Source organism: Alkalibacterium sp. AK22, assembly GCF_000585255.1.
In the GTDB taxonomy this organism is placed as follows: Bacteria; Bacillota; Bacilli; order Lactobacillales; family Carnobacteriaceae_A; genus Alkalibacterium.
In genome coordinates this window covers 150,382-168,305 of record NZ_JANL01000042.1, presented here as the reverse complement: position 1 = coordinate 168,305, position 17,924 = coordinate 150,382, and the positions used below count along the sequence as shown (strand labels likewise).

General features: G+C 44.8%; 19 protein-coding genes. 2 read left to right on the top strand and 17 right to left on the bottom strand.

Annotation, left to right across the window (positions count from 1 at the left end):
• The first annotated feature begins 61 nt into the window (after positions 1 to 61).
• Entirely contained in the window at positions 62 to 199 is a 138-nt protein-coding gene (locus ADIAL_RS11405) for a hypothetical protein (protein ID WP_155849215.1), read from the top strand.
• Positions 200 to 802: 603 nt separating this feature from the next.
• On the opposite strand, the gene ADIAL_RS10220 is transcribed toward ADIAL_RS11405, so the two are convergent.
• The 17 genes from ADIAL_RS10220 to ADIAL_RS10140 all read right to left on the bottom strand — a co-directional run bounded on the left by ADIAL_RS10220 (position 803) and on the right by ADIAL_RS10140 (position 17,212).
• A complete protein-coding gene (locus ADIAL_RS10220) occupies positions 803 to 1,147 on the bottom strand; it encodes a nucleotide pyrophosphohydrolase (RefSeq protein WP_034303222.1) in 345 nt (114 codons plus the stop codon).
• Positions 1,148 to 1,158: 11 nt separating this feature from the next.
• Positions 1,159 to 2,910: a DUF2075 domain-containing protein gene (locus ADIAL_RS10215; protein ID WP_034303220.1), complete on the bottom strand. Its 1,752-nt coding sequence runs from the start codon at positions 2,908 to 2,910 to the stop codon at positions 1,159 to 1,161.
• 269 nt (positions 2,911 to 3,179) lie between these two features.
• Positions 3,180 to 3,446 (bottom strand): late competence development ComFB family protein, encoded by a 267-nt coding sequence (locus ADIAL_RS10210; protein WP_034303218.1) that lies wholly within the window; start codon positions 3,444 to 3,446, stop codon positions 3,180 to 3,182.
• Between the two features lie 363 nt (positions 3,447 to 3,809).
• On the bottom strand, positions 3,810 to 4,292 hold the full coding sequence (locus ADIAL_RS10205; protein WP_034303216.1) for a nucleoside deaminase: 483 nt from the start codon (positions 4,290 to 4,292) through the stop codon (positions 3,810 to 3,812).
• 117 nt (positions 4,293 to 4,409) lie between these two features.
• Positions 4,410 to 4,949: a hypothetical protein gene (locus tag ADIAL_RS10200; RefSeq protein ID WP_155849214.1), complete on the bottom strand. Its 540-nt coding sequence runs from the start codon at positions 4,947 to 4,949 to the stop codon at positions 4,410 to 4,412.
• A gap of 66 nt (positions 4,950 to 5,015) precedes the next feature.
• Positions 5,016 to 6,665 carry an SWIM zinc finger family protein gene (locus ADIAL_RS10195; protein ID WP_034303212.1) on the bottom strand — a complete coding sequence of 550 codons (1,650 nt, stop codon included), beginning with the start codon at positions 6,663 to 6,665 and terminating at the stop codon, positions 5,016 to 5,018.
• Positions 6,666 to 6,719: 54 nt separating this feature from the next.
• Positions 6,720 to 7,313 carry a DUF1349 domain-containing protein gene (locus ADIAL_RS10190; RefSeq protein ID WP_034303210.1) on the bottom strand — a complete coding sequence of 198 codons (594 nt, stop codon included), beginning with the start codon at positions 7,311 to 7,313 and terminating at the stop codon, positions 6,720 to 6,722.
• A 728-nt stretch (positions 7,314 to 8,041) separates the two neighbouring features.
• Entirely contained in the window at positions 8,042 to 9,646 is a 1,605-nt protein-coding gene (locus tag ADIAL_RS10185; RefSeq protein WP_034303208.1) for a complex I subunit 5 family protein, read from the bottom strand.
• A gap of 30 nt (positions 9,647 to 9,676) precedes the next feature.
• On the bottom strand, positions 9,677 to 11,284 hold the full coding sequence (locus tag ADIAL_RS10180) for a complex I subunit 5 family protein (RefSeq protein WP_034303206.1): 1,608 nt from the start codon (positions 11,282 to 11,284) through the stop codon (positions 9,677 to 9,679).
• A gap of 67 nt (positions 11,285 to 11,351) precedes the next feature.
• The gene (locus ADIAL_RS10175; RefSeq protein WP_034303204.1) at positions 11,352 to 12,947 is read right to left on the bottom strand and encodes a complex I subunit 5 family protein; all 1,596 of its coding nucleotides are present in this window, start codon (positions 12,945 to 12,947) and stop codon (positions 11,352 to 11,354) included.
• Complete coding sequence (locus tag ADIAL_RS10170) at positions 12,948 to 13,307, bottom strand: sodium:proton antiporter (RefSeq protein ID WP_231492166.1); 360 nt, start codon at positions 13,305 to 13,307, stop codon at positions 12,948 to 12,950.
• Between the two features lie 53 nt (positions 13,308 to 13,360).
• Entirely contained in the window at positions 13,361 to 14,059 is a 699-nt protein-coding gene (locus ADIAL_RS10165; RefSeq protein ID WP_034303200.1) for an MnhB domain-containing protein, read from the bottom strand.
• Entirely contained in the window at positions 14,046 to 14,606 is a 561-nt protein-coding gene (locus ADIAL_RS10160; RefSeq protein ID WP_034303199.1) for a Na(+)/H(+) antiporter subunit B, read from the bottom strand. Before ADIAL_RS10160 ends, ADIAL_RS10165 begins: the two co-directional genes overlap by 14 nt.
• 5 nt (positions 14,607 to 14,611) lie before the next feature.
• Entirely contained in the window at positions 14,612 to 14,917 is a 306-nt protein-coding gene (gene mnhG / locus ADIAL_RS10155) for a monovalent cation/H(+) antiporter subunit G (protein WP_034303198.1), read from the bottom strand.
• Positions 14,917 to 15,177: a monovalent cation/H+ antiporter complex subunit F gene (locus ADIAL_RS10150; RefSeq protein WP_034303196.1), complete on the bottom strand. Its 261-nt coding sequence runs from the start codon at positions 15,175 to 15,177 to the stop codon at positions 14,917 to 14,919. The genes mnhG and ADIAL_RS10150 overlap by 1 nt, the downstream gene beginning before the upstream one ends.
• A 34-nt stretch (positions 15,178 to 15,211) precedes the next feature.
• Positions 15,212 to 15,742: a Na+/H+ antiporter subunit E gene (locus tag ADIAL_RS10145; protein WP_034303194.1), complete on the bottom strand. Its 531-nt coding sequence runs from the start codon at positions 15,740 to 15,742 to the stop codon at positions 15,212 to 15,214.
• 522 nt (positions 15,743 to 16,264) lie between these two features.
• The gene (locus tag ADIAL_RS10140; protein WP_051503857.1) at positions 16,265 to 17,212 is read right to left on the bottom strand and encodes an RluA family pseudouridine synthase; all 948 of its coding nucleotides are present in this window, start codon (positions 17,210 to 17,212) and stop codon (positions 16,265 to 16,267) included.
• A 125-nt stretch (positions 17,213 to 17,337) separates the two neighbouring features.
• Between ADIAL_RS10140 and ADIAL_RS10135 the strand changes: the two genes are divergently transcribed.
• On the top strand, positions 17,338 to 17,880 hold the full coding sequence (locus ADIAL_RS10135) for a DUF1456 family protein (RefSeq protein WP_034303192.1): 543 nt from the start codon (positions 17,338 to 17,340) through the stop codon (positions 17,878 to 17,880).
• The last annotated feature ends 44 nt before the right edge of the window (positions 17,881 to 17,924 follow it).

The following is a 17,924-nucleotide window of genomic DNA, read 5'->3' as shown; positions in this document are numbered from 1 at the left end:
ACATATTGTAATCCTTTTCATGTTACAATTAAAAAAATTACATTTGTCGGGAGGAATATAAATGAGTAATTTAGTTCTGGGCTTAGATATTGGAGTTTCCAGTGTCGGCTGGGGAATCATAAACAAAGAAACAAATGAAATTATCGATGCAGGTGTAAGGCTTTTTGAAGAAGCTACTCGAAACGCTAATGTCTTTTGAAGCAACTTCTTCAAAGAGTTCTGTAAATACATCCACGAGGCGGAGGGTGCTTTAGCTAAGCATGCAAAACCGCATAATCCACTTTACTTTGATGGAATAGAGGTCAATTGGCCAATCAATACACGTTCAAATGCCGCGTTAGTTTATAGTATGCTTAATCAAGCGCGTGAGACACTTCCTTTCGATGCAAAGCCAGTTGTTCACTCTGATTGTGGTGCACACTATAGGTGGTCTAGGTAGATTGAACGGCCGCAAACCAACGGTTTGACAAGGGCTATCTCCTATAAAATTTATACCCTCGTCAATTCAGCTTATGAAGGGTCTTTGGCCATTTAGAATGATTTCTTTTAGTACAACGAAAAAAATAAAAGTGTCCCTTGGCGTACTCAATCTAATATAATACAGAAAGTCAATCACTTTAATCTCTTAAAAAATGTCCAAGAAAACATTCGCTCCCGCTACTGATCAATACAGTTTAGCAATGACATCATTACTATGATACGCTATTAATTTATGTTTATGCAATGGCACCTCATTACACAATTGTTTATGTTCTATAGATAGAGGTGAGATTAATAATATTATTTTGAGTTAGCATCAAGACTAATTGGTAAATTCAGTATACTTACTATTTGAACCTTTACTTTTGTCTATCGGGTATTTCTCTTCATTTTCTTTTAGCTTTTCTTTTATGATTGTCTCAAGGTCTAAATCCATTTCGTTGCTGAGCATGATACTGTATATCAGCACGTCCGCTAGCTCTCGTTTAATGTCTTCTTTATTTTTTTGAACCGCATCTTCACTAATTTTCCATTGAAAGTTTTCAAGAAGTTCTGCTACTTCAATTGATAAAGAAATCGCAAGATCTTTTGGATTGTGATATTGGGCCCAGTCCCTATCGTTTCTAAACTGTTCGATTTGTTTCTCTATTTCTTCAAGTCTATCCATGTTTGCATCTCCTATAATCTTAAATCTGCTTTTAGCAGTGCTTCTCTCAACTCATTATCTACGGCATAAATGTAAAGCCCATTTACCCCTCTTGTGAGCAATACATTTAGCTCATTGCGCAAAAAAGTATCGCCAAAGGATTGCTTTGAGCCATCATCGAGAGTTCTTCTTCTAGTAGCTTTCTTGTTTGCACTTTTTGATGGCCTGAACTGTACTTTTCCGTTCCTATATACGACAGAAGGGCCAATAATGACTCCTGCATAATTCAAATCAAATCCTTGGATCGTAAACGTCGAACCGACCTGGTTGATAGTTTGAGGTTGCTCGGCCCAAGCCAGTCCTTTAATTTTTCGCTTAATATCTTTTGGCTCGTGGGACAACAAATTCCAGGGCTTAGTCCAATTATCTATTTTCACTTTCCAATACTCGTTTTTTGAATCCAGCTTATTGCTGCTGTAGGGCCAATCATAGGTTGCTAGCAATCTGGAAAGACCGTATTCCTGGTCTTTAGCTTTAACCTCAATCAAATCGTTGAGCGCCTCAGGTGTATCCATTATTCTTAAATCATAACGCGAATCGTTTGGAACTGGCAGCACATGCTGGTGATCTACGAGAGTCCTAATCCAGTTAATCGTTTTCTGTTCAGCATTGATACGGATCTGATTTTTCAGTTCGATATAGTTATCTCTTACTCGTGCTTCTTGCTGATAGGCGATGAGTTTGTGATCTTCCCAGTACTGCTCGGTTGTCAGAATCTGATTTTTGTCAAAAATCAAGATTACTACTTTAGCTCTTTTTAGGATGTCTTCTAGATGGTTCTTGCCCCTATAAGACTGCTTGCCTTGAGTTAGGAGTAAATGCCCCTCGTCTATCAAAACAACATCTGCTTTTTCCTCAGGAGATACTTTATTGATAAAACTTGTAGGCTTAGTCACCGATTGTTTGTTATTTTTAAGAACACCAAGCTTCTCCATTATCTGCTGATATACGTTCAGCTGTTCGTCATGGTTGACTAGTAAATAATTCTTCTTCTGGCGGTAAATTGGATCATACTCGTTATCCTCTTTAAACAAGTCATAAAACAGACTGCTCAATAAGACGGTCTTACCCGTACCAGCAGCTCCATCTACAAATATCAATTGTTCATCGATATCACGGGTCAAGGCTTCCAGTATTTTTAAGTGTATTTTGTCTTTTGCATCAGTCTGTTCTTTGGTCAGTTTATGAAAGGGTGATGCTTTAAATAAAGCAGAATCCTTTACCAAACGTTCTAATGGAAAAAGCTCCCGATTTTTTTCTCTTAATTTACACCAGACTTTAGAAAAAATGTCATCGAGCATATCGGATGTGTAGTAATCATTTTGGTCGTTTGATCGTCTGTTATAAAGATTCTTTACACCGTCGAGAGTGGACATGTACAGCATCAGCTTGTTTTCAATGTCCAAAGTAAGTGATTTGTTGAAAAAATCATGTCCCACTACAAACATTTTGACATTTTCTGCTCGGTTTATTTTTAGCCAATCTTGTTTGTCAGGAGAATCTTCCCCGAGATGCTGTATTGTTCTTCTACTAATATTTGCCGTCTCTCCTACATAGACAGAAATACCGTGATTCTCTTTATGGTTAATTATGTATACAGTTGGATATTCAAAAATTAATTTTTCTGCCTGTCTGGATTTTTCTGAAAGATCATGTTTAAGTGCAGACAGTGCCTTCGCTGAATAATCTACTTCATAAATCTCTGGTGAATGAATATCTGACATATTGCACCTCCTATACAGAATATATTAACATAAAACATATGATTTAAGGCACCACTAATAAACCCGCTGTAAACAATTTAGTTTTCATTTATTTATGAGTAGAATCTAAGCATTGACAGTGTCAGAAAGTTAAGCAGCGAGGTTTTTCTCTTAAAAGGTTGTGAGTAATTTCTAGACTAACACAAAAAGCAGCAACCAAAACAGTTACTGCCTCAAAAATATGATGCCACTATTAAATATCTAAGTATTTATTCATTGCACTCTTGGGGTTATTGAGCATGCTGCGGATGACTCATGACCTTGTCAATCGCTTGAATGATTTCCTTTTGGACATCGACCTGGAACTGGGGATCAAATTCTTTTGTTTTTGCATATAAACTCCCTTTGTCTGTGACGACGTATACAGGCTTCAAGTTGTTTAAGGCTATGGCTTTCACGTCATCCTGGCATTTCTGACAAGCTAAAATATGCTTGTTTTCCTCAACCAGACTCGGTAACAAACGGTCAACTAAACTTTCCATGTAATTTTCAACCATCTTATGTCTCCTTTCCTAAGCTGTGTAGTGCTGTTCACATCTGCCGTTGCTGATGATTACCTGTTTGACCATTCAATAGAGAATCCTGACACCTGCTTACATGTTAATAGGTCAACTTTATCACACACTGAGCAGGCTAACAAATTTAAGATCAGCGAAAGAGCTCGATCTCTATAGAAAAACTGGGACTCAACATTATTAGTGCCTTCTGGATCTATGAAGATATAACGTCAGAAAAAGATATACGATGACATGTAAGGCTATCTAAAGTATAAACCATTGTCCAAACCCACCTACTCAATCGTCACTTTCCGGTAATCACCTCACGATAGAATAAGTACACTGAATAAATGAGTCTCTACTCTAACCCTGCTTTTCATAGGCTTGCCGGTGCAGCTCCCTTATTTCTTCTGCAAATGCCAGAACGGGGCCGTCGACCTCTGCATCCCGGATCAGGTCCTCGATCGCGAGGTTTCGAACCGGTGATTGGGGTGCCCCCATGTCTTCCATCCACTGCACCAGCTGCTTTGAAGAGCTGGCATAGACAATTCTGCCCAGGCCGACCCAGCCGTGGGCAGCTGCGCACATGGGACAGTGTTCGCCTGAAGTGTAGACAGTGGCCTTTTTTCGCTCTTTTGGTGTCAAATTGGCTGCTGCAAAGCGTGCCAGGGCAAACTCCGGGTGCTGGGTATGGTCTCCGCTCGCCACGTGATTGTGGTCTTCTGCCAGCACTTTTCCCTCACTGGACACCAGGACTGAGCCAAAGGGCTGATCCCCTTTTTCCACCGCCGTTCTGGCCAGGTCAACGCACCGTCTAAGATGCTTAAGATCTGTTTTAGTAACCATAAGGTCCCTCTCCTCGTTTCAATGTCTAATGGCTTTTTTCATGCAATGTTCTCTTAACCAAAGGCCTGAAAAGGATATCATCAAAAAATTCCAGATCCTTTTTGTCAGATGCACGTCCTAGTCCAACTCAAAATCCCCCTGGTCAAAATAAGGCTTGAGGAAAGCTTGGAGGTCCTGGTAGAGAGCAGGATAGGCGTTGGAGCCGGATATTTCGATCGTGGGCTGGTTGTCAAACTCCAGTCTTAGATGCCACTGGGTCCCGTCCAGAATGCTGTAGTCGGTATAGTCTTCATTCCAAGACAAAACAGACAGGTCATAAAACAGGGTCTGCTTGATGTCCTGCCATTCACTCAGCATGATTCGGAAACGGGCAGCCTCCCCCGTCATTTCGCTTAAAGCAGGCTTGATGACCAATTCGGCATAGCCGTCTCTCTGGTCGATGCGAATCGAGCGGTAACCCGCATTAAAGCCTTCGTAAGAAAAGGCAAAGCCGTCACAGTGCTTTTCCGGTGCGTCCGCCGGGTCTGTCGGGTGCACACCGAACGTCTGCCCGCAGCTTTCGCACTGGTACTTTAAGCTTGTCTCTTTTCTCTTGTGGTCCTCGCTCACTTCTTCAACCGTCTCTTCCCCGCAGAAGGGGCATTTTTTCTCCATCACCTGGTCCACGTCCTCTGTCTTCTGTCTGGTCTGCTTTGGTCTGTCTGATGAGTCAGACCCGTTTCTTTATTTTAACCTATTCAGTTCTTCCAGAAAAGCAGCCTTGCGCTTGTAGCGTTTTTTCAGCTGTCTGACCAAGGCAGTGCGTTCTTCTTTTCCGTAACGCTCGCCATACGCTTTCAGTTTCTTTCTTACCTGTCGGTAATCCTTGCGATTGCAGGCGCGCTTCGCTTCTTCCTGGAGATATTCGACATAGACTAGCCTTGTTTCTTCTTCGTAGTCGCCTTTCAACAGATCTACCACCGACTCGATCAGGTAGGGATTGTCCCGGGTCAGCTGAAGCAGACTGTCATGGTCCTGTTCCTTTTTTAAAAGCTTAGTATAGGTGAGCAGAATAGCAATATCCACCGACCGCTCTTTCAACTTTTCTTTTATTTCTCTGTAAAAAGCATCCGGATCAAAAACGAGCGGCTTGACCTTGTCATAGTAGTCGATGTCTCCGTCCAGCAGCAGCTCGGTCCCTAAAGCGATCTGCCGGTCCGTTTGGCCCATCCTTTCGTAGGTGGCATACAAAATCCTGGCTGTCTCCGTGTCTACCTGGTCAAGGAAGGGACGGTTTGGGTCCGGATTGATCACTTCGATAATATTCAGGCAGTCATCGTTACTGAGCAGAAACGTTAAAAGCTCCAGCCGGATCTCTTCCCAGCCGGCATGCTTTTCCATAAAGGCGATATAGTCGTCCTTGGAGTCATGGGCATTAATGATTTCAGCCTGAGTCAGGAGCAGCTGACTGCCGAAGTAGCGCTCTTCGCGTCCATTAAGCTGCTGCAGCTGGCGGTCAATCAAAGCAAGGTAGGCCCCTTTGGACATCTGATCCTTCACAAAAGGGGTCCAGGCTTTCAGGAGGTACACAGCCTGTTCCACATGTGTCAGATACAATTCCTCTTTCAGGGTTTCCTCAAGATGCTTCAGGGCTTCCTGCTGGTCTTCTGCTGAGGAAAAAGAGAGTTTAGCCAGGGTATCCTTGATTTCATGCCGGATGAGCATCAGCAGATCACCGATGGCCCCGCTTGAATCGTCGGCCTGGGGGATCAGCTTCAGACTTTGTGTATGAAAGTCCAGCAGCAGATCCAGTTTGGCCGGTGTGTTCTCAAAATGGGTCAGTCCGTCCAGTAGGCCTGTCAGTTCGTGAGACAGTTCCATGGTGTCATAGTAGTTGATATAGCCGCGCGGCCCCTTGTAGCAGGAAATGAGTTCCTGAATGGTGCCCTGAATCTGCTTAGCGGTGCGGCCATCGGTATAGTCCGTCTGGCTCAGGATCAGCCGGTTGCGTTCGCTGGGGTAGCGGATCAGCACGTCAGACAGCAACTGGATCAGTTCCTTTTTGTCCATGTTCTTCAAAAGCGCTTCAGCCTGAGGGGTGTCAAAAGCAGCGCCTCTTGGGGACTGCTCGTCGCTCAGAAAATAGAAGGCCGCGGCCTGGTGCTTGCAGTAGCCGCCTTTTTTGTAGGGGCAGGTACAGGCAGCCCGAGCAATGGTTTCCTCATCGGAATGCAAGGTGACGGTCACTGTGTATATCTCCTTGCCTGTAACAGCAAAAATATACAGGCCATCGAGCGTCTTTTCTGCTTTAGTGATGTGTCCGTTCATGTAGTAGTCCCGTCCGCGTTCGAGGATTTTCGGATCGACGGTTTCGATAAAGTCGGTCAGTTTCAATGGAAGCCCCTCCTCCACTTTTTCGTGCTGCAATATATGCGTTTGTCCCTTTAATTAAGCATGTGCGTCCCACTGGCAGGGCAGGATACTGAGTTCTGAAAAAGTGGCCTTAAAAGACGAGTCTTCCGGGCTACAGGCATAGATGCCGAACTGAATGGTGTCTGCCCCCTTGTCTAAGTGAGTAATCCGCATCTGCTTGAAATCTTTTCCATCTAAGCTGTATTCCAGCTGATAGTCTGATTCCCTCCTGCTTAACCGGTACCAGACCGTTTGGATGGAGGCCGCGATATCCTGGGTAGCCCAGTCAGAGTAGCCGTTATGAGTGACGACACTCCCGAGACGCTGGAAGTCCTGGTTCTCGTATTCAACCGAGCCTTTGATCCAGTTGTCTGAATCCAGGTACAAGACGACGCCCGCCTGGTCAAAGCGGTGACTAGAGTCAAACTCCACCTTGGCAACAAAGGAGAAGTAAGGCTTGTCGGTTCCTATCTGAATCATCGGGGCATTGTCATTTTGAAAGCCGTAGTAGGTCCGCTGCCATAAGTCAGTATGGGGTGACGTGATCAGTTCCACCCGGTCTTCGTCTACTGTCCACTTGCCGTTATCGTAAGTATACTCCAGCTGGTTGTTTAAAAAATTCGGGTTCATATAGTATTCCTCCATCTATGCTTGTTTACATCATCATACCACTAAGTGGGCAGGCAAGCATAGTTGAAGCACAGTCAAAGGCATGAAAATAAGCTGGACAAACTGGTCTGGCCAGTTTGGTCTTGTTGAGCTGGTTAATTTGGATCTGGACAGTATAAACAGGCGCTATTTGAATTATGGGTGCTTTATTTTAAGGAGCACAGTTTGGTAGCGTGCTCTCCTTCAATAAAAGCCGGCTTATTTGAAGCTGGACAGGCAAAACACGAGCGCTCCTTCAATTATGGGTGCTTTATTTTAAGGAGCACAGTTCGGTAGCGTGTTCTCCTTCAATAAAAGCCGGCTTATTTGAAGCTAGACAAGCAAAACAGGCGCGCTCCTTCAATTATGGGTGCTTTATTTTAAGGAGCACAGCTTGGTAGCGCGCTCTTCTTCAATAAAAGCCTACTTATTTGAAGCTAAACAATCAAAACAAGAGCGCTCCTTCAATTATGGGTGCTTTATTTCAAGGAGTACAGCTCGGTAGCGTGCTCTCCTTCAATAAAAGCCTACTTATTTGAAGCTGGACAGGCAAAACACGAGCGCTCCTGCAAATGTATCCAGCAACCTCAGATCCAGCAGGCTGCTTTCCCTTTCTCCTCAAAGAGGTTAGCCCACACCCCGCCCCACCAGAGCCCTTCGATATAATAAAAAAACACCTCGTCCGCAGACGAGGTGTTCCTAACTATCTTTTAGAGAATGAAATAGACATAACTGGCAACGAAAATAAAGAAGCCGGTCATGGAGGTAATAACGGCATTGAAGGTCAGCTCGACGTGACTGATGCGGTCAAGCAGTCCCCCTTTGTTGATGACCCCGTTGTAAAGCCCGATAGCAGCTATAATCATCAAGGCATAAACAAAGCCTTTTTCAAAGTATTCAGTCGAGAAAACTTCCACTTGGTAACCGAATAGGATATCCATGGACACTGGACCGTATACCCCGGTCAGAAGGATCAGTCCGCCCATAATAAACACGAGCAGTTCAGACAGGAGATCCTCTTTTGGCGGACGCTCGTCTTCCGGACGGTTGTCTTTACCGAACAGAATTGTGCTAAATTTTAGGAAGTACATGATCGTTCCTAGGTTGATCAGGTTCAATCCCAGCTGAACCATTGGACGGTAACTGCCATAACTGATCATGTATTTGGAAATGGATCCATTAAACATCGGTGCCCCAGTCACACCCAGGATTCCAAAGATGATGGCCATTCCGGTCAGCGGCATGGACCGCAGAACGCCGCGCATCATACGGATGTCTCGGGTGCCGTACTGGTTGTAAACCTGACCCGCAGCCAAAAACAAAGTGGACTTAAACAAGGCGTGACTGACGACATGGAACAAGGCGCCCCAATAAGCTATGTCCGATCCCATATTCAGTCCAATCATGATGAGTCCGATTTGAGAGACGGTAGAGTATGCCAGGATCATCTTGATGTCGTTTTGACTCAGTGCCATGATGAAGCCGAAAATAGACGTAATAAAGCCGATAATGAAGAAAAGTTCCTGCGCCTGAATCACCGGTTCAAACATAGCGCTGAAGCGGATAAACATATACACACCCGTTTTAATAAAGAGACCGGACAAGACAGCAGACACGACTGGTGGGGCACTTGGTGTACCATGTGCTTTAGGTAGCCAGCTGAAAAGCGGCACAACCGCTGTCTTCAAGCTGAGTGTGGTCATCATCATGGCGAAAGGCAGGATGACTGCTCTCGGGCTGTCCAGAAGTTCCAGCGCTTCACTGATGGCTCTCATGTCCAATAGGCCGGTCGTCCGGTATAGCATACCGATCCCCAGCAGCAGGAAAGCTGTTCCGATGACGTTGACAAAGAAATAAATCATGCCGTCATAGATGGCCTGCTTTTCCTTGTTGATCATGATCAGAATGGCTACAACTACTGTGGCCACTTCCAACATCACGAAGATGTTGAACAAATCAGTCGTAAAAAATAGAGAAATGATTAGACCCTGCAGAACTAGAAACAAAAAGCCGAACTGAGTAGTAAAGTAATCTTTATGAAAAGCATAGAGCATCAGCATCAAAAAGATGATTGTTGTCAGCAGGACAAAAACGGAAGAAATAATATCGGCCATTAGCGTAATGGCTACCCCTTCCGGCAGGCGTGACATGTAATTAAATACCGTTCCATCTGTTCGGACCTGGATGAAGATGATCAGAGAATAAATGAACTGGACAATCTGGGCTCCAACAATAAACAGCCGCGTATCTCTTTTCTTGAACAGGATACTCACGATACCTGCCAGAATGGGTCCAATTACGAGTAAATAAAGCAAAGTGTATACCCTTCTTTCTAAATTCTTTAGTTATGTCAGCAAGTACATGTAGCCAATGATACTGAGGAAAAAAACAACCTGGGCCGTAATCATGGCATTAAAGGACAACTGCAAGTAACCGATTTTGGCGAAAAGATCCCGCCCTCTGACCCATGCGCGGTACAAGGCAAAGGCAGCAAGCATCAACAGCAGGTAAATCAAAGATTTTTCCAGGTATTCCATAGGCTGGATATCGAAGCTGTAGCCGTACAAAAATTCCAAAAACGTTGTCCCAAACAGTCCACTGACTAGAGTCAGCAAGCCGAAAGTCAATGTTGTCCATTGCGGGACGTCATGCAGAGCATTCGTATCTTTCAGCTCATCCGGCTGGGTATTTTTACCGAAGAGCATGGAAGCAAACTTAATGCTGTAGAGCAGTGTCCCCAGATTGATTAAATTCAATAACAGCTGGACAGCAAAATTATCGCTGCCGTAGGTAATCATATACTTAGAAATCGAGCCGTTGAACAGTGGCGCCCCGGTAATTCCCAAAAGGCCCAGGGTCATGGCTATACCGGTGACCGGCAGTGCCTTCATGACTCCTCTAATTTTGTAGATGTTTCTCGTACCGTAATGATGGGACAGGACCCCAACGCTTAAAAACAGAACGGTCTTGAACAGCGCGTGGGCAAACATGTGATACATGCTTCCCCAAAAGCCCGCGTCGGTACCTAAAGACAGGCCGACCGTAATCAGTCCGACCTGTGAAATGGTCGAATACGCCAGCAGCAGACGGAGATCGTCCTGGGCGACCGCCAACACAAAGCCGACGATACTGGTGATGAAGCCAATAATCAGGAAAAAGGCATTCAGCTCGACCACTTCGGAGAACATAGCCGTCAGACGGATGAACAGGTACAGTCCCGTTGTTTCATAAACCCCCGACAAAATGGCCGGAATCACCGGTGGTGCACTCGGTGTCCCGTAGGCTATCGGTAGCCAGCTGGATAGTGGAAACAAAGCAATCTTCAAACTGATCGTAGTCAGAATAAAGGCAAACGGCAGGATCAGCGAACGCGGATCCTCTACTTCCGTAATCACTTCCGCAATGGCGTGCATGTCCAAGTGTCCGAAAGTCCGGTACAAAAAGCCCACCCCGAACAGCCAGAAGCCGGAAGAAATAACGCTCACGAAGAGATAAATCATCCCGTCGTATACCGACTGCCGGTCCTTTCTGAGCATGATCAGAATGGCCACAACCACTGTGGAGACTTCAAGCAGAACGTATATGTTGAATAGATCCGTCGACAAAAATAGGCCGATGATCAGTGATTGAAGCGTTAAGTAAAGGAAGCCAAATTGGCTGTCGAAGTAGTCTCCGGAGTAGGCAAAAATCAGCAGCCCCAGAAACAGTAAGGTCGTCAGCCACACTAGCACCATGGAAATGCTGTCGGCATATAAAGTGATGGCAAAATTACGGGGATAGCCGGCCATGTTGTCCACGACCGTGCCCTCCGTACGTACAAGGTAGAACAAGTATGATGCATACAGGGTGACCCCCAGTTGAGAAAACAGAATAAGTTTTCTGGAATCACTATGAAAAAATCCAATATTGACAACAGCGATTAAGATTGGAACAATGATCAGCCAGTATAACATCCACTCACTCCTTTTTATTTAATAGATAAGGCTTAAAACTAAATATATGATTCTGCGTGCCAATCCATTAAAGAATTAGCGACAGGTAAACGACCATGACAATAAAGTAGCCTGCCATCGAGGTAATGATTCCGTTGAAAGTCAGTTCCAAGTGACCGATTCGGGTAATCAGGCCCCCGTGCTTGACAATCCCGTGGTAGAAAGCCACTCCGGCAATGATCATTAAAAAGTAGACCATGCCTTTTTGAATGTATTCGTCCACGTTCACGTGCACTTCATAGTTAAAGAAGAACTGGGTTAGCGCTTCGCCGAAGATGCCGGTCATAAAAGATGCCACTCCCATGATAACTGAAGCCGTCAAAGCGTACACATCGGTCTTGGCTGTTCCCTCTTCCGGGTTTTTACCGAACAGCATGGTTGAATATTTGACAAAGGACATGACCGTTCCCAGGTTGATGATGTTTAGCAGCAAAGTAACCGTATAGTCGTACGTCCCGTGAGCAATCATGTACTTGGAGATTGACCCGTTGAAGAATGGCGCTCCAGTGATTCCTAAAATAGCAAAGACAGTCGCTACCGCTACCCACGGCATGCGTTTAAAGAGCCCACGGATTTTGTAGACGTTTCGGGTCCCGTATTCTTCGTAAATCAGACCGGCAGTCAAAAACAGGGTCGACTTGAAGATGGCGTGGTTGAAGATATGGTAAACAGCTCCCCAGAAGGCAATTTCAGACGCCATATTGATCCCCATCATGATCAAGCCGACTTGAGATACCGTATGGTAGGCCAGGATTAGCTTGATATCCTTCTGCCCTAAGGCCATGATAAAGCCGATCAGGGATGTGAAGAAACCAATCCAGAAAAAGAACACATGCATATCGATAACTGGACTGAACATATCATTAAAGCGGATGAACATGTACACCCCACTCTTGATATACAGACCGCTTAAAACAGCAGACACAACAGGTGGTGCACTTGGTGTCCCGTGTGCCTTTGGCAGCCAGCTGAACAGCGGAGTCACGGCTGTCTTCAAAGAAACGGTCACCATCATCATCCCATAAGGTAAAACGACGGCTCGTGGGCTTTCAAGGCCAGTCATGGCTTCTCTCAGCGCCCGGATATCCAATAAACCGAAGGTCCGATAAAGCATGCCGATTCCGAACAGCAAAAAAGCTGTCCCGATGACGTTGACAAAGAAATAAATCATCCCGTCATAAATCGCCTGCTTTTCCTTGTTGAACATGATCAAAATGGACACAACCACCGTTGACACTTCCAAAAACACAAAAATATTGAACAAGTCACTTGACAGGAACAAGCCCATCATCAGCCCCTGCAAAGCCATGAACATGAAATAAAAGCGGTGTTTAAAGTACGGTTCGCGTGTGGCATAGACCAGAAAGGCAATGTAAAAAACAGCCGTCATCAGAACCATAAAGATGGAAATCGAATCGGCATACAGGCTTAGCGCTAGGCCGTCTGTATACCCTCCCGCATTCCAGATTATGGGGCCGTTTTGCTTGACGTTTAAAAACACATAAAAGGCCAGTCCAACGTAAGCGACCTGAAAAATATATAGCAACGCCTTTGCAGCATTTCCCCGAAGCAGATAAGCGATTGCTCCGACGATGATCGGCGTCAGTACCAATAATCCTAACACTTAATGTCCACTTCCTGTCTGATTTCGGTTACGCGACCAGTGTGTAATGCCGTGCTTCTGTTTGTAGTGCATGAACATTGTCAAGCCGATTGCCGTCACACCGATACCGATAACGATGGCTGTGATCATCAGAGCCGAAGGAACCGGATCAACAAAAGCGGCTTCCTGTGCCTGACCAATCGGCGGCACAGCCCCTTCTGTAAAGTTGATGGTGATGTAAAATAAAAATATACCTGATTCCATGATAGACATGGACATGATGGTCTTAACGATTGTTTTTTTCGTCATCAGGCCGTACAAGCCGATGAAGAACAGTAGTATCCCTACAATCTCTCCAGTGATAAAATCCAATGGTTTCATCTTCTTTCTTTTATTAATTGAGAAACGAACAGCAACGATTCAGGACCTGACTCCTACCTGCCTTCGTAGAATACGAAGCGGTAAAAAATGATACTCAAGCCGGAGAATACTTTCATTCCGATCAGCGAGTTCATTGCAACCAGGTAAATCTGATTGGTCAGTGTCGTATCTGCCGGCTGCAGCTGCATGAAGACGTACAGGACCGGAGTCATCACGATGGAAAGGAACAGGAACTTTTCCAGTTTTTCCAGTACATGCAAATCAAGGTCAAAGTTGGGATAAACCAGGTAACGCGTGATTAAAGCAGTCGCCAGTACGGCTCCACCCTGGAAGCCTCCACCTGGGGAAACATGTCCATTGATGATGATATACAGACCGATCAGCAGGACGAAAGGATAAATGATTCCGACCATTCGGATAACAATCTCGGAGTTGTTTTTACGGTTAAAGTCATCTTTTTCAAAGCGGTACTGTTCGGCATGTTTGTTTGCCCAAGAGACGTTAATAACCTCCATAACGGATACCATTAACATCAATGCTTCAAACAGTGTATCGAATACGCGGTAGTTCAGATAAATGGCTGCGACCGAATTCTGCGCGCCTGTCTGACCGAGGAAATCATCCGTGAAATAATCCATTAGGGGAGTATCGAGCTGTTCAGAATGGTTCAAGAACAGAAATAAAACGACGGCTGCCCCTAAAACAGCAAAAAGAATACGAACAGCGTGAAATATGCGACTAGTCTGTGCCATCTAAGGTCACCTCATCTCTATAAATAACACGGATGTCTTCAATATCTGTAATAATCTCGTTCAGGTTGGCAACAATATCCTGAAAAACCTGATCAGTCGTGTCGCCATAAATATACGTTAGGTTTCCTTTACGGTGAATCATGCAGTCGTGATCGTCTTCCCTCATCACCGCTTCCAGTGACCGGTTGGTATAGGCCAGCTGAGGCTCAATCTCTTCTGTACGCTCAACAAAAAGTTCTAGTGGACGAACAATCGAGTTCATGATTTCATTAATCTGACGGTCATCAAATACTTCAACGTCTTCATTGACATAGCAGATGTCGTAAACAGACACTTTTTTCAGCGCGACTAAGTACATGATTGTCGACAGTCCGACACCAATCGCTGCTTCCGCCAGCGCCACGTCCGGTGCACTGTAGTGCAGATAGGCCAAAGCGATTGTCAGCGAAAATGCGCCAAGAAAGATGATCGACCGGCGCAGGTTATCGGAGAAGACAGCGACACACGCCAGAACTAGCAGCGTCAGCAATACAAACGTTTCAAACATGTCTCTTATCTCTCCTTCTTGATTCTATACCCACTAAGGTGGGCTGATCGGGTGATCGCATGCGTTGCAATCGGGTTAGTAATAATATATAGGGCTAAAACCAGGACGATTTTTCCTGTAAAAAAGTCAAAACCGTGACGGATGATCAAGCCGAACATGACAGTGATAAAACCGACGGTATCGACTTTGGCCGTGACTAGGATCCGTGAATAATAATCTCTGAACCGAAACACGCCGAAGACGCCTAAGGCCATAAAAATAAGGCCGATGACAATGACGATGTTAGCAATCCATTCCAGTGCCTGTGTCATTATACATCTCCTCTTCTCTCAATAAAGCGGGCAATCATGATCGTCCCGATAAAGCCGAGCACGCCGTAAATTAAAGCGACATCGATCATGTACGTCCGGTTAATAACGATCCCGATCATAACGGCAGCCACAATAACTTTAGATGAGAATAGTGCAAATCCAAGCATGCGGTCCCAAACAGTCGGTCCGTCCAGTACGCGGACCAGTCCGAATACAGACAGTCCAGCAACAATAGCTAAAACAATTGAATCAAAGTCCATTTGTTTTCCTTCTTCCTCTCTCTTCCGTTTTTCCTTAGGCTTTGCCGTCCAGAGTCTCTTCGTAGCGCAGCAAGATGTCTTCCAGTTTAAGCGGGATGACACCGCGTGGATCTTCATCTTCTGCCGGGGCACTCAAAGCCAGTACCTGAAGGGTGCTTCCCTTCTTTTCTACAGTAACAGTCCCTGGAGTCAGCGTGATCGAGTTTGCCAGAATATCAATCAGCAGCTCATCTTCCAGCTTAGTCTCGCAGGTAATGATCTGCACGTCTGCATTGCCGGTAATGATGTTTGGAATAACATCGATTCCCGCAATAAATATTTCAATAAACAGGCGCAGTGTGTACTTGACTAAAGTACCTAGCCCGATCATGTATGAATGTTCATAGTTTCCTTTTAGAAGAAAACGGTCTGTAAAGACAACAACTAGAATGGACATGACAACACCTGTCAAGGCCGTTCCAATCGTCAACTGTTCAAACAAAATAAGCCATACTAACGACAACAGAAGAATCACTTCTTTATTGTCGACGATGTCTTCCCATAATGCGTTCATATAAGTTTTCAAAAAAAAACCTCCCTTCCGACGCGAGTAGATTACAGTCTATCTCTAAGTAAGTCGATGGGCGGGTAAATGTCCCGTCTTTTCGGCTGTACTTCGATTGTAGCACGTTTGAAATCTTATGCAATGGATTTCTTGGAAAAAGCGGTCTCCTTCTGATTGAAAGCGTATTCTTCTATAGGTCCTGTTATATTTTTTTCACATTTCCCTCCTATTAAAAAGCAAACCAGACGTCATCGCCTCTCTCTGTCAAAACATGGCCCTAAATAGGTCAACATATCCCACGCAAGATTAAACTCTATTGATACAGCCCCTTCAATTTTTCATTCGTAAACAACAAAGGTACAGCGCTTGAATTGTATATAGCTCCTAAAAAATAGTGGAGCTATAGAAACGATACCCTTGCTTTCACAGTCAATCGGACGATAAAAAACCGCAGAGCCCTCTATGGAGACTCTACGGTTCTGTTTAAAGAAAAGTGCACCCGACAGATTTCAGGCAGCAAGCAAAATCTACTTAAAGCTCTTATTACTTCACTCGTTTAAGGAAAGCTGGTGGGACTTCAGCTGTGTAACGGACTAGTTTGTTTGTACCCGGGTGGACCAGTACCAATGTGGTGGCATGAAGACCCAGGCGTTTGATCGGATTGGTCTCCGCATCATAGAGCTTGTCTCCAGCAATCGGATGCCCCATTTCTTTCAGATGTACACGTATCTGGTGCTTACGGCCCGTTTCCAGTTCCACTTCCAAAAGAGAATAGTTTTCGTTTCCGAGTACTTTTCTGAAATGTGTGACGGCATGCTTCCCACCGTTGTCATCCAGGTTTGAATACATTTTGATTCCTTTGCTCTCTTTAAGAAAAGAGGCATATTTCCCGTGCTCTTCCTTGACATTGCCTTCAACCAGTGCCGTATAGATCCGTTCCTTAACGGTATTTTTCCAGTCTTTTTGAAGAGTTTCCTTGACCGCTTCAGACTTAGCATAAAGCATGACGCCTGACGTGTCTCGGTCAAGACGGTGCACGACAAAGATTTTATTGTCCGGATTTTCTTTTTTAACATAATCGCTGAGCTGCTGGTAAGCGGTCAAGTCAGTCGGATCGTCAGCAGCAATCGATAGCAGTCCAGCCTCTTTATTGATGACAATAATCTCCTGATCTTCATGTAAAATTTCCAGGCCCATCAGCTGTGACTGCTTCTTGGACTCCTTATTACTCAGAACTCCTACCACTTGACCGGCTTTTAGCGGATGATTATGCTTGGTCGTCACTTTGCCGTCAACTGACACCTGTCCTCTGGTCAAAATCGATTTCACTGCATTACGGCTTTTGTTGCTGATGGTCTCAAGCAAAAAGGGCAATAAGGTTGTGTCTATATCAACAGTATAATTAGTCGTTCCCCGCTTATTTAGCTGGGTTGTACTTTTGCGCCTAGGCCCAGTCTGTTTATGTGGACGGTTCTGTTTTCTTTTTTTCATGACTCTTCACTCCTAAACTATTTCACTCCTAAGTAGTATAACAGAAAACGAAAGTAATTAAATCGAAGAAAATATCTGTTATACTGTTTGAGTTACACGGAAAGACAGACAGAAAGGATTTTTAGATGAACAATAATGACCGCTTGGTGCGTTTAAGGTATGCATTGGACGTGAAAGATGAACAGCTTGTTGAGATTTTCAAACTGGGCCAGCAGGATATAAGTAAGGCAGAGGTCCAAGAGCTTTTGAAAAAGGCAAAAACAGAAGAAAACAGCCAGCTGGATAGGGAACCTAGTGACAGAGACGACTATAGTGCTGAGACTCTTTATGAAAAAAGCTGCAGTAACCGTCTACTTGAGAGTTTTCTGAACGGCTTCATCATTTATGAACGCGGCCAGCAGTATAATGCTCATGGCGAGCCGATCCAGCCAACTTATCTGCTAGAGAAGGATCAGGATGCCAACAATGTCCTGATCAAAAAAGTTAAAATTGCTCTGGCTTTGACGAGTGATGATATTTTGGATATTCTAGATGAAACAGGGGTCCGCCTGTCCAACAGCGAATTAAGTGCCGTTTTGAGAAAACAAGGCCACCGGAACTACAAAGTCTGCGGTGACCGCTACGCCAGAAATTTCTTGAAAGGTCTGGCTTACCGTTTTCGTGACTGAAAACCGAACCATAAAAAAATGCCCTCGGCCTTTTGCCGAGGGCA